At 62.3% G+C, this 13,407-nt stretch carries 13 protein-coding genes, 1 tRNA gene and 2 pseudogenes; 8 read left to right on the plus strand and 8 right to left on the minus strand.

Annotation, left to right across the window (positions count from 1 at the left end; genetic code table 11):
• Nucleotides 1-80 precede the first annotated feature (80 nt).
• Nucleotides 81-395 (minus strand): hypothetical protein, encoded by a 315-nt coding sequence (locus tag IWX78_RS07085; RefSeq protein WP_196832832.1) that lies wholly within the window; start codon nucleotides 393-395, stop codon nucleotides 81-83.
• Nucleotides 396-613: 218 nt separating this feature from the next.
• On the opposite strand from IWX78_RS07085, the pseudogene IWX78_RS16440 reads away from it, so the two are divergent.
• Nucleotides 614-706 (plus strand): annotated as a pseudogene (locus IWX78_RS16440) (DUF2510 domain-containing protein); the annotation flags it as partial.
• 54 nt (nucleotides 707-760) lie between these two features.
• Entirely contained in the window at nucleotides 761-1,546 is a 786-nt protein-coding gene (locus IWX78_RS07090) for a G5 domain-containing protein (protein ID WP_334684612.1), read from the plus strand.
• Between the two features lie 65 nt (nucleotides 1,547-1,611).
• Here the strand turns inward: IWX78_RS07090 and IWX78_RS16445 are convergent, their stop codons facing one another.
• The 3 genes from IWX78_RS16445 to IWX78_RS07100 form a co-directional block, all read right to left on the minus strand.
• Entirely contained in the window at nucleotides 1,612-2,283 is a 672-nt protein-coding gene (locus tag IWX78_RS16445; protein WP_442929228.1) for a uracil-DNA glycosylase, read from the minus strand.
• A gap of 169 nt (nucleotides 2,284-2,452) precedes the next feature.
• Nucleotides 2,453-3,484 carry an LLM class flavin-dependent oxidoreductase gene (locus IWX78_RS07095; protein WP_196832834.1) on the minus strand — a complete coding sequence of 344 codons (1,032 nt, stop codon included), beginning with the start codon at nucleotides 3,482-3,484 and terminating at the stop codon, nucleotides 2,453-2,455.
• Between the two features lie 328 nt (nucleotides 3,485-3,812).
• Nucleotides 3,813-4,589, minus strand: a complete 777-nt coding sequence (locus IWX78_RS07100; protein WP_334684658.1) for a helix-turn-helix domain-containing protein — start codon at nucleotides 4,587-4,589, stop codon at nucleotides 3,813-3,815.
• Here IWX78_RS07100 and IWX78_RS16360 point away from each other — a divergent pair.
• From IWX78_RS16360 to IWX78_RS07125, 6 genes are all read left to right on the plus strand, one after another.
• Nucleotides 4,485-4,769, plus strand: coding sequence for a hypothetical protein (locus IWX78_RS16360; RefSeq protein WP_334684666.1), 285 nt, complete (start codon nucleotides 4,485-4,487; stop codon nucleotides 4,767-4,769). The two genes, IWX78_RS07100 and IWX78_RS16360, sit on opposite strands and share 105 nt — an antisense overlap.
• 4 nt (nucleotides 4,770-4,773) lie before the next feature.
• Nucleotides 4,774-6,156, plus strand: a complete 1,383-nt coding sequence (locus IWX78_RS07105) for an alpha-glucosidase/alpha-galactosidase (RefSeq protein WP_196832836.1) — start codon at nucleotides 4,774-4,776, stop codon at nucleotides 6,154-6,156.
• Nucleotides 6,157-6,239: 83 nt separating this feature from the next.
• Nucleotides 6,240-7,181, plus strand: a complete 942-nt coding sequence (locus IWX78_RS07110; protein ID WP_196832837.1) for a carbohydrate ABC transporter permease — start codon at nucleotides 6,240-6,242, stop codon at nucleotides 7,179-7,181.
• An 11-nt stretch (nucleotides 7,182-7,192) separates the two neighbouring features.
• Nucleotides 7,193-8,152 carry a carbohydrate ABC transporter permease gene (locus IWX78_RS07115; RefSeq protein WP_196832838.1) on the plus strand — a complete coding sequence of 320 codons (960 nt, stop codon included), beginning with the start codon at nucleotides 7,193-7,195 and terminating at the stop codon, nucleotides 8,150-8,152.
• A gap of 10 nt (nucleotides 8,153-8,162) precedes the next feature.
• Nucleotides 8,163-9,542, plus strand: a complete 1,380-nt coding sequence (locus IWX78_RS07120) for an ABC transporter substrate-binding protein (RefSeq protein ID WP_196832839.1) — start codon at nucleotides 8,163-8,165, stop codon at nucleotides 9,540-9,542.
• A 64-nt stretch (nucleotides 9,543-9,606) separates the two neighbouring features.
• On the plus strand, nucleotides 9,607-10,854 hold the full coding sequence (locus IWX78_RS07125; protein ID WP_196832840.1) for a Gfo/Idh/MocA family protein: 1,248 nt from the start codon (nucleotides 9,607-9,609) through the stop codon (nucleotides 10,852-10,854).
• Nucleotides 10,855-10,886: 32 nt separating this feature from the next.
• Here the strand turns inward: IWX78_RS07125 and IWX78_RS07130 are convergent.
• The 4 genes and pseudogenes from IWX78_RS07130 to IWX78_RS07140 all read right to left on the minus strand — a co-directional run bounded on the left by IWX78_RS07130 (nucleotide 10,887) and on the right by IWX78_RS07140 (nucleotide 13,270).
• Nucleotides 10,887-10,961, minus strand: a tRNA-Met gene (locus IWX78_RS07130).
• A gap of 90 nt (nucleotides 10,962-11,051) precedes the next feature.
• Nucleotides 11,052-11,168, minus strand: a pseudogene (locus IWX78_RS16450) (NYN domain-containing protein); the annotation flags it as partial.
• 22 nt (nucleotides 11,169-11,190) lie between these two features.
• Nucleotides 11,191-12,963 (minus strand): DNA/RNA helicase domain-containing protein, encoded by a 1,773-nt coding sequence (locus tag IWX78_RS07135; protein ID WP_196832841.1) that lies wholly within the window; start codon nucleotides 12,961-12,963, stop codon nucleotides 11,191-11,193.
• Nucleotides 12,950-13,270, minus strand: a complete 321-nt coding sequence (locus IWX78_RS07140; protein ID WP_196832842.1) for a nucleotide pyrophosphohydrolase — start codon at nucleotides 13,268-13,270, stop codon at nucleotides 12,950-12,952. Before IWX78_RS07140 ends, IWX78_RS07135 begins: the two co-directional genes overlap by 14 nt.
• Between the last annotated feature and the right edge of the window lie 137 nt (nucleotides 13,271-13,407).

Here is a 13,407-nt window from a genome sequence, read left to right on the forward strand (position 1 = left end):
GGTCTCAACCGCAGCGGCGTCGCGCTGCTCTTGTCGATCTCGAGACGGCGACGCGGTCGCGGGGATGCTTTCGCCTCGCGTCAGGCGCCGACCACGGTGGTCGAGCTCGACGACGCGGCCATGCCGACGAACCAGAGGGCGGTCACGGCGACGGAGAGGGCGATGACGACGTAGCCGAGCACGAGTCCGGTGATGGCGCCGCCGCGTCCGACGCCGGAGCGGGCGGAGTTGGTGAGGCCGATGTGCCCGAACACGATGGCGAGTACGGCGGGCAGGAACGCGATGAACATCATGAACAGGCCGAAGATCGGGATGGGGATCCAGATGCCGAAGACGATGGCGACAATGCCGAGCACCAGGGCGGTGGCCGCCATGCCGTTCGATGGGGGTTTCACCACCGACTGGTAGATGACTTGGTGCTGGGGAGAGGGGTATTGGTGCGGGCTACTCACACGTTCCAGAGTGGCAGCGGCAAGGGTCTGGCGGCAGCACCAGTTTGGGGCGGATGCTCCTCGCCCCGGACGGGGGCATGTCGCGACCGTTTCCTTTCGCCAAGATGTGAATGAGTGCTCATCTTGTGCTCGCCCCATTTACAGCGGACACAGGAGCAACGATGCCTCCAGCAACCCCGGGTTGGTATGCCGACTCATCGCGCGGGAACCAGGTGCGCTGGTGGAATGGTGAGGCGTGGAGTGACTTTCCCACTCCGAGTGCGCCGCTGGTGAAATCCCAAGCTCCAAAGAAGAAGACGAACGCACCTATGAAGGCTGGGACGATTCTTCTCATTGCGACGCTGGGGTCCCTGTTTCTTGTCATCGTGGTTGGGAGCGGCACCCTCCCGCAATTCATTCTTCTCGGCGGGCTCCTCGCCGCGGCGGTCGGCGCCTACGCTCTTGCCGTGGGTTCCGCTGGCCGCTTCCGGGTGCGTTCGCGAAGGGTTGGTGCACTGGTGCTCGGGACCGGGCTTCTCTTCGCGATGGTGGGTGGAGGGGTGAACGCGGCCGTGAATCCGCCCGAACCCACACAGTTGGCGTCCAACGTTGCGCCCAAGACTGACGAGAAGGAGGCGAAAGAGAAGGCGACCCCGACCCCGACGCCGACACCGGTTGTGACTGAAGAGGAAGTTCGGGAATCGCTCGCCATCCCGTTCACCAGCAGAACCGTCGACGACCCCAACATGGATGTCGGAACAAGCGGCATCACCACCACCGGCGTGGACGGCAAGAAGACCATCATCTATGTCGTTACGTACATCGACGGCGCCGAGACGGAGCGATCGGTGCTTCGCGAAGAAGTCAACGTGCAGCCCATCGCGCAGATCACCTCGGTCGGAACGAAGCAGCCATACGTTGCGCCGCCGCCCCCTGCCCCCAAGAGCAACGGATGTCACCCGAGCTACTCAGGCGTTTGTGTCCCGCAGGCCAGCGACGTCGACTGCGCAGGCGGAAGCGGCAATGGCCCCGAGTATGTGAGCGGCCCGCTGCGCGTAGTCGGGCCGGATGTCTACGACCTCGACCGCGACGGCGACGGAATCGCCTGCGACTAGATGGAGCAGCCGCCGGCCTCTAATCGAAGTGAAGCGACGAAGCCTCTCTCGATGATCCGCTCGCACTAGAGATCCCAGAGATCACCCACAGTCGCGAGTCCTGATCTGAACTCTGGGGCACCCCCATTGGCTGGGTGCCGAATGGCAACTGCCGTACTAGTGGCGGATGCGTCGCCAACTCCGGGCACCTTGAGACCGAGGAGTCTGCCGACGCTCGTTCGCGCAGGGTTGCCAACACAGATGATCCGTCGACCGGCTACTGCCAGCCGAAGTGTGGCTAAACCCAAGTACAACTCCTCGCCCGTCGGTGTTCGGTTGGTGCGGGATGACCCCGCCATATGCGGGTGAAGGGGAAACGAATTCCAGAGAAGCGTGCGGTCGGCAATCCCGAGGCTCGACAGCATGCCGTGCACGATGGTGGCGCTTCCCTCGCTGGTTCCCTCGAGCCCGACCGTCTTGGCTGAGGTGAACGGCACTCCCGATTGACGTGCGCCCTTCCAGCCGGGGGCCTCGCCGACGATGACAAGGTCTCCGCTGTCCACACGACTGACATGCGAGAGAAGGCGATCGCATCGTTCGTCGGCACTCGTGCGGAAGTCGCCTTCTGCGTCACTTTCGGGAAGGTAGAAGTTCGTCGCTAGTGCGGTCGAAGGGATCGCCAAGACCGAATCAAGCAGGCGCCTCGCCGTCAAAAGCGACCCCTCCCTCGAAAGAACCCTCCATCGCCAACTCAGCATATCGAGGACCAACTGCCGCGCCGCCGCCTGCCGCCTGCGAGGCCGTTCTGCGGAGAGGACGTTCGTTTTCGACCGAGTTGAAAGCCATTTACTGAACGACGCGCTTTACGGTCGGGTTCAGATGTCCGTCGAGCGATTCGGGAGCTGGTCAACCAAGGAACGGCGCGCTTCAGCCGAGCATCTCCCGCACCATCGGAATCACCTGCGTGCCATACAGCTCGATGCTCGTCATCAGCTGGTCGTGCGGCATCGGTCCGTTCGAGTATTTGAGGTCGAACCGGTCCGGCCCGAGCGTCTGCACCGTCGCCGCGATCTTCCGCGCGACCGTCTCCGGCGAACCGGCATAGAGCGAGCCGTGCTCGATCTCGTTCACGTACTCCGCCTCGGTCACCGGCGGCCAGCCACGCTCGGCACCGATCCGGTTGCGGTTCTTCCTGAAGTGCGGCCACAACTGCTCGCGAGCCTCAGCATCGGTGGCAGCGATGTGTCCGGGGGAGTGCACGCCGAGCGGCATCCGCGGAAGTCCCAGCTGCTCCGACGCCCGCCCGTACAGTTCGACGTACGGCAGGAACCGGCCCGGGTCGCCGCCGATGATCGCGAGCATCATCGGGATGCCGGTGCGCACCGACCGCACAACAGACTCCGGTGATCCGCCGACACCGATCCACGCGGTGAGCCGGCCGGACTCGGTCTTCGGGAAGACGTCCATGTCGACGAGTGGGGCCCGGTAGCTGCCGGACCAGGTGACCGGCTTCTCCTTGAGCAGCTCCACGAAGAGGTCGAGCTTCTCGTTGAACAGGGTCTCGTAGTCGGCGAGGTCGAAGCCGAACAGCGGGAACGACTCGGTGAACGAGCCGCGGCCGAGGATGACTTCGGCGCGGCCGTTGCTGGCGGCATCCAAGGTGGAGAAGCGCTGGAAGACACGGATGGGGTCGTCGCTGGAAAGCACGGTGACGGCGGTGCCGAGGCGGATGCGTTCGGTCTGGCCGGCGATCGCGGCGAGCACCATGTCGGGGGAGGAGATGGCGTAGTCGTCGCGGTGGTGTTCGCCGAGGCCGATGAAGTCGATGCCCACCTGGTCGGCGAGCACCGCCTGCGCGATAACGTTGCGGATTACCTGGGCGTCGCTCTCGCGTTCGCCCTTGTTGTCGACGGTGACGTCGCCGAAGGTGTCGAGTCCGAGTTCGATCTGCTGTGACATGGGGTGTCCGTCCGATGTTCGCGAAAAGTCAATGCGTTCGCATCAATCAGGGCTAACTGTGCTCGCGAGCATCGTATTCCCGTGTGGCCGCGGCGGCCAGATTGAGGACCTGAAGGTGCCGGCATCCGGAGTGGTCGTCGCGCCGCGCAGGGTCATCGCTCGAGACGGACGGACGGGCGGTGCCGTCACAGCGGCCGCATCGCTGGCCCATCCAGCTCGGTGTCGCTCGCCGGTCCGCGCGAAGCGCTCATCCAGGTCGCCGCGGCGGGCCGGGTATGAGACCGTCCCCCTCGGTCGGCTTGAAGACGGGAAGGATTGAGTCAGCCTCTCAGCAGTTGCGGGCGCGATATTCACCCGGCGAAACGTCGCACAATTTCACGAAGTGGGCGTAGAAGCTGCTCTGCGATCCGAAGCCTGACGCGTGTGCAATTTCGCTCGCGCTCAGCGTTGTGGTGACCAGGAGGCGTTGTGCCTCCGAAACGCGGCAGCGGGTCAGGTATTCACCGAGCGTTGTTCCGACCGATCGCCGAAACAACGACATGGCGTAATGGGTGTTGAGGTGCGCAGCCTCGGCCACGTCCGCGGTGGTGATCGGCTCTCGAAAGTGCGCCATGATGAACTGGGCCATCGCGGTCACCCGCTGCATCGATTCTGAGGCTCCTGATCTCGCGAGCACCATCGTCGAATCGTGTTCGGTCGATCGGCGGTGATAGCCCAGCAGGCGTCGCACCAGTGCGTGTGCCTCAATGAGCACGGTCGTCGCGCCGTCCTCATCTTCCAGCTCTCGCAACCAGCACATGAACATCGACTCGACATCGTGACCGGCCGCCGCGATCGGCACGATCACTGGGGTGCCTTGGAGCACATCGTTGAGATCGCGGGCCGCGAGCCCCCAGTGGAGCACGGTGCTCAACGGAATGTGCAGCCAACAACTGTCCACCGGATCGTCGTCGGGCGACTGGATCAGTCGATGCGGAGTAGCGCCCCAGAACAGCGCCAAATGCCCGGTCGGAATACTGATGCGCTCTCCACCGAAGAGGTAGTCGAGCTGTCCACGGAGTACGAGATTGAGTTCCAGATCGTCGTGCCGGTGAGAGCGGTCCATGGGCAGGGGTTCACCGCGGCGACTCCAAATGGCGGAGTCCTGAACATCGACGGCGGAGGAGTCAACGGACGGGGCATGCACAGCAATGGACATGCTTACAGGCTAAGACACGACCTGAGTATTCCGGACAAAGTCGACCTCACGGCGGAGGTGCCCGACCACTCGGCGCTTCTAGCGTGAAAGCATGCACTCTCCAACGCGACCGCCCAAGATCACCATCATCGGCGCGGGAGGCTTTGTCTTCCCGTTCCGCCTCATTGGTGACCTCGTCAGCTTTCCAGCGCTCCAGTCGAGCACGCTCTGCCTCATGGATCTCGATGCCGGGCGGGTCGCCCGCACGGCAACGGCGGCGCGCGAGCTGGTGGCCCACCACGGCCTCGACACCACCATCATCGAAACGACCGACCGCCGTGAGGCGCTCCGCGATGCCGACTTCGTCATCATCACCTTCCAGGTCGGCGGAATCGACTCCTATCGCCACGACGTTGAAATTCCGCGCAAGTACGGCGTCGACCAGACCGTCGGCGACACGGTCGGACCTGGCGGGGTGTTTCGATTCCTCCGCTCGGTTCCGGCGTATGAGGCCATCGCTGCCGATGCGCTCGAACTCTGCCCCAACGCGCAGTTCATCAACTACGCGAACCCGATGGCCATGGCCACCGCGTTTCTCAACGCCAAGGGGCTCCGAACGGTCGGCCTCTGCCACAGTGTGCAGGGCACGACACGGATGCTGGCGCGAACGCTTGGTGTTCCGTACGACGAGGTCAATTACGTGTGCGCTGGCATCAATCACCAGGCCTGGATCCTCCGCTTCGAGCACGAGAGGGAAGACCTCTATCCACGGCTGCGAGAGACCATGACGGCGCTGCATCAGCGCGGACGCGGGGCGGCGGACCTCACCGATGACGACGGCGACCACAGCGAAGCGGCCGAGGCCGCGAGCAACTACGAGGGCGGAAACGAACAGGTTCGCACTGCGATCATGAACTCGTTCGGCTACTTCCAAACCGAATCGAGCCACCACGCGTCCGAATACCTTCCGTACTTTCGGAAGGATTCCCAGACGGTGCTCGAGTACATTCCGGAGCGGTGGGACTACTACGAGATCTGCGTCGCGCACGATCTGTCTGGCGACATCGAGCAACAGCTCGAGAAGCTCAAGGCGAACCTCGAACCGTCGGTCGAATACGGGGCGAGCATCATCAACTCTGTCGTCACCGGCGTGCCGAGCGTGATCTACGGCAACGTGCCCAACGACGGCCTCATTTCGAACCTTCCTCCCGCGGCCTGTGTCGAAGTACCGTGCCTCGTCGACCGGAATGGTGTCCAGCCGGTCGCCATCGGAGCACTCCCGCCCCAGCTGGCGGCGCTCAACCGAACGAACATCAATCTGCAGACCCTTGCCGTCGAGGCTGCGCTCACCGGCAACAGAGAGCACGTCTTCCACGCGGTCGCCGTTGATCCCCTCACGAGCGCGATTCTCACGCTCGACGACATCCGCTCGATGACCGAGGAGCTCTTCGAGGCCCACGAAGCCTTGCTACCGCCGGCGCTCACCGCACGGTAACGCAATGAGGCGCAGCGGTGCGCTGCGCCTCATCGTCTGACGGCACTGCGCACCATCGAAAAACAGATGACAAGGGAGTCACGGTGACAACAGCTGCACCCAGCACGAGAACCGCACAGGTGGCGGTTCCGCCCGGAAAAACTCGGCGGAAGCGTCCCGGAAAAGACGACTCGCGGCTAGCATTCCTGTTCATACTGCCGGCAGCGATCGGCCTGGTCGTCTTTTACTTCTGGCCGCTGCTGCGTGGGATGTGGCTGAGCTTCACGTCGTGGGACCTCCTGTCAGCCGCTCAGTTCATCGGCTTCGACAATTACGTGCGGATGTTTGCCGATCCGGTTTTCTGGAATGCGATTCGAGTAACGCTTACCTTCGTGGTTCTGAACATCGGCATCCAGACGATTGTTGCGCTCGTTCTCGCCGTGCTGATGCAGAGGCTCACCCAGTCGACGCTGCTGCGATCCGTGATCCTCTCTCCTTTTCTCGTGTCGAACGTCGTTGCCGCTCTGGTGTTCTTTTGGATTCTCGATTTCCAGCTCGGAATCGGTAACCAGATCCTCGCGTGGCTGGGGCTCGACCGCATCGGGTTCTTCACCTCAGAGTCTTGGGCGATCCTCACCGTTGCGCTTGTGAACGTCTGGCGACACATGGGCTACACCGCACTTCTGATCTTCGCGGGGCTCCAAGCCATCCCCGGCAACTTCTATGAGGCAGCTCGCGTTGACGGGGCATCGGAGGTGCGGATGTTCCGGTCGATCACGATGCCTTTGTTGCGGCCCATTCTCGGACTCGTGCTCATCATTTCGGTGATCGGATCGTTCCAGGTGTTCGACACCATCTCGGTGACAACGGGCGGTGGCCCGATCAACGCCACACGGGTGCTTCAGGTCTATATCTATGAGAACGCGTTCGCGCAGTTCGACTTCGGATATGCATCCGCTCTCAGCGTCGCGATGCTCGCGATCCTGATGATCGTCACTTTCCTCCAGTACCGCATCACGCGGGCCGGCCAGACCGACCTCAACTAGGGAGACCGACAATGACGCAACTCCCCCAATCAACCCTGACCGTGACGGACGAACCCGAATCGCCACCGCCAGCACCGACGCCGCCGCGAAAACGCCGCCGCGTCAGCGTCGGTCGGATTTTCGCCTGGACCGTGATGGTGATCCTCTTGATCATCACGATCTTCCCCTTCTACTGGATGCTCCGAACCGCGCTGTCGAGCAACGGCGCGCTCGCGGCAAATGCCTCTTCGTTTTTGCCGGCTGAGTTCAGCTGGAACGGGTTTCGACGGGTATTCGGCCTGCAGCCAATAGACGAAGCGATCGCCGACGGCGGATCTGGCGCTCAACTCGACTTTTGGCGTTACCTCATGAACTCGGTCGTTGTCGCGACGGTGATAACGGTGTGCCAGGTGTTCTTCTCGGCCATGGCCGCGTATGCCTTCTCCCGGCTCAAATGGAAAGGCCGCAACCTCGTCTTCAGCGTGTTTCTGCTGTCGCTGATGGTTCCGGTGATCTTCACGCTGCTGCCGAACTTCCTGCTGATCAAACAGCTCGGACTCATCGACAGCCTCCTCGGGATCATGTTGCCGTCGTTGTTGATCGCACCGTTCGCGATCTTCTTCTTGAGGCAGTTCTTTCTCAACGTGCCCATCGAGGTGGAAGAGGCGGCACTGGTCGACGGAGCGAGCAAGGTCCGGGTGTTCTTCGGTGTTGTTGTGCCGATGTCGGTTGCCCCGATCGCGACAATCTCGATCCTCACCTACATCACGGCGTGGAACGACTATTTCTGGCCGTTGATGGTTTCGTACAGTGACGAATCGAGAGTGCTGACCGTCGCGCTTGGATCCTTCAGCGCACAGAGCCCGCAGGGCGGGCCCGACTGGGCAGGACTGATGGCGGCGACGCTCGTCGCGGCCCTCCCGATGGTGATTCTCTTCGCGTGCTTTGCCAAGAAAATCGTCAACTCCATCGGCTTCAGTGGAATCAAGTGAGGCGCGAATCATGACCAGACCCACCATCTCCCGACGTAAAACCGGACGCCGCGCGCTGTGGCGCACGATTGTCGGCTCCGTCCTGTCGGTCGGCCTTCTCGGTGCCACCGGATGCGCCGCTCCTGGCGCATCGACCGGCGTCACCCTCGACTACTGGTTGTGGGAATCGCTCCAGGTTCCCGCCTACCAGAAATGCGCTGCCGCGTTCGAGAAGGAGAACCCCGACATCCAGGTTCGGCTGACCCAGTACGGATGGGGTGATTACTGGCAGAAGCTCACGGCAAGCCTTGTCGCGGGCGCCGGACCCGATGTGTTCGCCGACCACCTCACGAAGTATCCCGAGTTCGTGAGTCGCGGTGTGCTGTTACCGCTCGACGAACTCGAGGCCACCAGCAACTTCGACGGCGCCGGGTTCCAGGAGGGCCTCGCTGACCTGTGGGTTGGCCAGGACGGACTGCAGTACGGAATGCCGAAGGACTTCGACACCGTCGCACTCTTCTACGACAACGACATGCTTGCCGACGCAGGACTGACGTCGGCCGACCTCGAGAACCTGCAGTGGAATCCGGAGGACGGAGGAACTTTCGAAGAAGTCATCGCTCGACTCACGGTCGACGCGAACGGTGTTCGGGGAGATGAAGAGGGTTTCGACCCGAAGAACGTCGAGGTCTACGGTCTCGCGTCCGGAGGAGCCGGTGACACCAACGGTCAGACCCAATGGGCATGGCTCGCTGCGTCGACCGGCTGGGAATACACCAATGCAGATGTCTGGGGCGACGAGTATCACTACGACGACCCACGCTTCCAGGCCTCACTGGCGTGGCTCTTCGGGTTGGTCGACAAGGGGTTCATGCCCTCTTACCAAAGCGTCGGAAGCGCACCGGACCCGGTAGAGCAGCTGGGGTCGGGCAAGGCAGCGCTCTCGCCGAACGGGTCGTGGACCATCAGCGCCTACGGCCGGCTGGAGGGCATCGACCTGGGAATTGCCAAAATCCCGGCGGGGCCGGTCGGCCACCCCGTTTCGATGTATAACGGCCTCGGCGACTCCATCAGCGCACAGACCGACCACCCGGAGGAGGCTGCGGAGTTCGTCGCTTTCCTGGGGTCTGACGCCTGCCAGATTATTGTCGGCGAAGAGGGCGTGGTCTTCCCGGCGCGGCCGGCCGGGACCGAAGCCGCCGTTGAGGCCTTCGAAGCGAGAGGGCTCGACGTCTCACCGTTCACCGACCTTGTAGACGACGGTTACACGGTTCTGTTCCCCGTCACCACGAACGGCGCCGAGATTCTGTCGATCATGGTTCCTGTGATGGAAGCCATCTACATCGGCAGCGAGGACGTCTCGCAACTCACGCAGGTCAACGAGAGGATCAACGCGATCCTGCAGGAGTGATCCGTTTCTCACTTTCGTTCCAGCATCCGTTTGAGGAAGCATCCGTTTTATGAAAGGCAAACCCATGACATTCACCCTTGGCATCGTTGGAGCCGGGCAATTCGCCGGCCAGTTCGCGACCCTGTTCAAGCTGCACCCGCGGGTTGACCGCGTGGTCATCACCGACGTGCTCCCCGAACGGTCGGCCGACCTCAACGAGCAACTCGGCCTCGATGGCACCAGGGAGAGCTTCGAGTCGATGCTCGCCGACCCGACCGTGAATGCGGTGGCCATCTTCACTCAGCGTTGGACACACGGGCCGCTCGTGCTGCAGGCACTCGCTGCGGGCAAGCACGTGTACTCGGCGGTGCCGATGGCGACGACCGAGACCGACATCGAAGCGATCATCGACGCCGTGCAGAGCACCGGGCTCACCTACATGATGGGGGAGACGAGCTACTACAACCCGGCCACGATCTACGCCCGCAATCAAGTCGCGGCCGGAAAATTCGGGCGCGTGTTCTACGCCGAGGGGGACTACGTCCACGACATGGACCTCGGTTTCTACGAGGCGTACCAGTACAGCGGCGGAACGGACTGGAAGCGGACCGCGTCGTACCCACCGATGCTCTACCCGACGCACTCCATCGGGGGTGTGCTCGGCGCGATTCCCACCTACGCCACCAGTGTGAGCTGCATCGGAGTTCGTGATGACCGCGGCGACGGCGTGTTCGACACCGAGGTGAGCATGTTCGGCAACGACTTCTCGAATGCCACCGCACTGTTTGAGCTCGCGGGTGGCGGGTCGATGCGCATCAATGAAATGCGTCGGGTGGGGTACCCCTCACACCTGAGGGAGAGCAGGTTCCGGTACTTCGGCACGGAGGGCAGCTTCGAGCAGCTCGCGACGGTGTCGGTATGGCAAGACAAGAAGGGGGTCACGGATGTCTCTGCTCTTCTGGCCACAGAAGCGACAGCGGATGCCGACGACCCGGCGCTGGCGAATGTGGCGCCCGCGTTGAAAGATGCGTTTGTCTCCGGCCACTCCTCGGTGCACGACATCAAACGGTTGCCCAGCGAATTCCACGGTGCACACAACGGACACGAGGGGAGCCACCACTTCCTCGTCGACGACTTCGTCACCGCGGTGACGGATGGCACCCGTCCGCCGGTCAACGCCTGGGTAGCGGCACGCTTCACCCTGCCAGGAATCGTTGCGCACCAGTCAGCTCTGAAGGGAGGGGAGCGACTGCCGGTGCGTGACTTCGGAGATGCTCCCGCTCTTGGCTCGAATAACGAGGCCGAACGGGAGAACGTCGTCGCTCGGGAGTGAGGTTCGCTCGGGTACCGGTCTCAGATGCTCAGACGCGACGGCAAGATTCGAACTTGCGAATTGACGGGCTATGAGACCGTTCCCTTTGACCACTTGGGTACGCCGCGGTAGTCAGCCACGGTACGGAGGTGGCAGGGAGCGCGCAATCGATGTGTCGCCGCCTTACGCCGGATGTCGTCATGAAGCAGCCCGATTCATGAGCGGCTGGTCGAGCCGGATACCTCGATGCCGACGACGTAACGGTCGAGGCGTTTGCAGCGCTGAGCGAGCGGGATGTTGTCCGAGTCGCCGGCGACGATGACCACGTGGGTAAGGCGGGCCTAACGGGCGGTGCGCTCAACCTGCCGTCGGGATAAAGGAACGGAGGTAGTCGCGGAGTGCCGGGTCGCAGACGTAGACGAACGTGCCGCGGATGCCGCGGGTCAGGAGAACCGCGTAGATGTTGCGAACGAATCGAAGCAGGTCCTCGTCCGTGTACTTCTTCTGGAGGACCTTGTTGTTCTCCTTGCCCTTCTTGTCGAAGTACGACGCGCGATCGACATACAGCCGCTTCGTCCCGGCGTCATAGCGAAGGTCGGGCCCAATGATCACGCCGGCATAGTTGAGGTCGTATCCCTGCACGGTGTGGATGGATCCCACTTCCTCGAGGGACTTCTTTGAGGCGACCCAGTCCGTCTGGGTGCTGTTCCAGCGGAATTGGTGACCATCGATCTCAATGTCGTACGCCGTCTTGTCGTTCTTGGATTTCCACGGCCAGGCGAATCCAGCGAGCATCCGGGAAAGTCCCGCTTCCTTGTCCTTGAGAAGCACCTGCTCGCGCATATCCGCGACGCTGTTGAACATCCGAAAATCGTAGCCCTCGAACTGCTCCACTGCGGGGAGAGACGGGTCGTCCAACGTTCCTGGAGAGCCGAGGATGCGACGGATATATGCCACGTAGTCCGACCCGGCTTGAACTCGCATCTGCGTCGCAAGCGGGTAGTGGCGATGTCGATCCTTCGCACTACTGACGAGTGCATCAAGGAGTTCGGACGGAACGTCGGCGGGGCGCACACTCTGCTCGGCGTCGAGCAGATAGATCTGGTGTTTGCTCTTTGCCTGTATCCAGTCGAGCTGGGTCTTGGTGACGTCATCGAAGCCGAAAAGCTTCTTGGTGATGCCGGCGAAGTTCTTGTTCTGGACGCCGGACGGTTGGTTCGCGCGTTGGTTGAGTCGGTGCGCTTCGTCGACGATCAGAAGGTCGAAGTCTTCCTGGGCATTTCCGACGTCAAACGCCGTCAGCACCATCAACGGATTAAGGCCCGGAGTCTTCCGGAACACCTTTCTGATCGACTCGCGCAGAGACTGCTGCGGCACAACGAGTCCGATCCGTAGATCGGTCAGGAGTGCCCGATTTTGGGGGATGAAGAGTTCCGAGAACATGGTGTCGCTGTCGAAATCCTCCACCGCGACGGTGTTCGCGATGTCGACCAGCAGTTTCAGCATGTAAATCGCGACAACCGTTTTGCCGGTTCCAGGCTCGCCCTGGATGACGATCGTGCTGTTGGCGTTGGACTCGAGGTCGGCGAAGAGCCCCTCGAGGATGTCCTCGACGGCAATCGCTTGGTCGTGGGTCAGCGCTTTGAATGGTGAGAGCTTGAAGAGATCGCTGTTCTCAATCTCCGGGATGCTGCGGGTGAAGATTCCATCGGCCTGAAGCTTGTCGAAAACCTCGCGGAATGATTCCCGGTACAAGTCTCGGTCGTAGTAGTCGCCGTCGGTGATGCCGTCGTTTCGATTCAGTACCCGGTACGCGCCGTCGCCGGCGAGAAGTCGTATGAGGAACGACTCCAGGTCCAGGCAGGCTGACTTGTTGAACCGTTCGTCGACGATGACGCGGATGCTCTTCAGGTGACGCTTGTCTGGCGAGTCGAGGTGCTGGCGCATCCGAGTGGCTGCGTTTCGTGACTCCCCGACGTAGACGTCGCGAAGACCCGTAGTTTTCGATTCGCCGTGGGTGTCGTCGAGGACATATACGACGGGCCAGTTTGTATTGTGTGGGTGGCTCGGAGCCCACCGGGTGACTGCCTCGGAGGTGAAGTCGAGGCGCGAGATCTCAGAGGGCGTCATACTTCGTGCTTCGGCCCCGCGCCTTTTCTACCGGGTATTTTTCGCGAGTCTTGGCCAGCTTGTCTTTGACGATCTGGCTCGGGTCGGCGCCGATGCGGTCTGCAAGGAGCATGCAGTACGTCAGCACGTCGGCGAGTTCTTCCCGCACGCGTGCGGGGTCACCGTCGGCATCCCATTGAAAGCACTCGAGCAACTCGCCCGCCTCGATCGCAATGCTCTTCGCGAGGTTCTCGGGGCTGTGAAACTGAGCCCACTCGCGCTCGGCCATGAAGGCTGCGATCTCGTCGCGGACTGACTTTTCGACCATTCCGTCAACCTAGCAGGGGCGTCCATGTAGTCGAGGTTCAATGCCGCGGGTAGAGCCGCATGGCACGCGTTCTGGGTGTCCCCCACCGCGAGGGCAGGCCCGTCGACCTCAATAGACTACGGAACGAGTACCAAACA

This window comes from Mycetocola sp. CAN_C7 (assembly GCF_015752285.1).
In the GTDB taxonomy this organism is placed as follows: domain Bacteria; phylum Actinomycetota; class Actinomycetes; order Actinomycetales; family Microbacteriaceae; genus Mycetocola_A.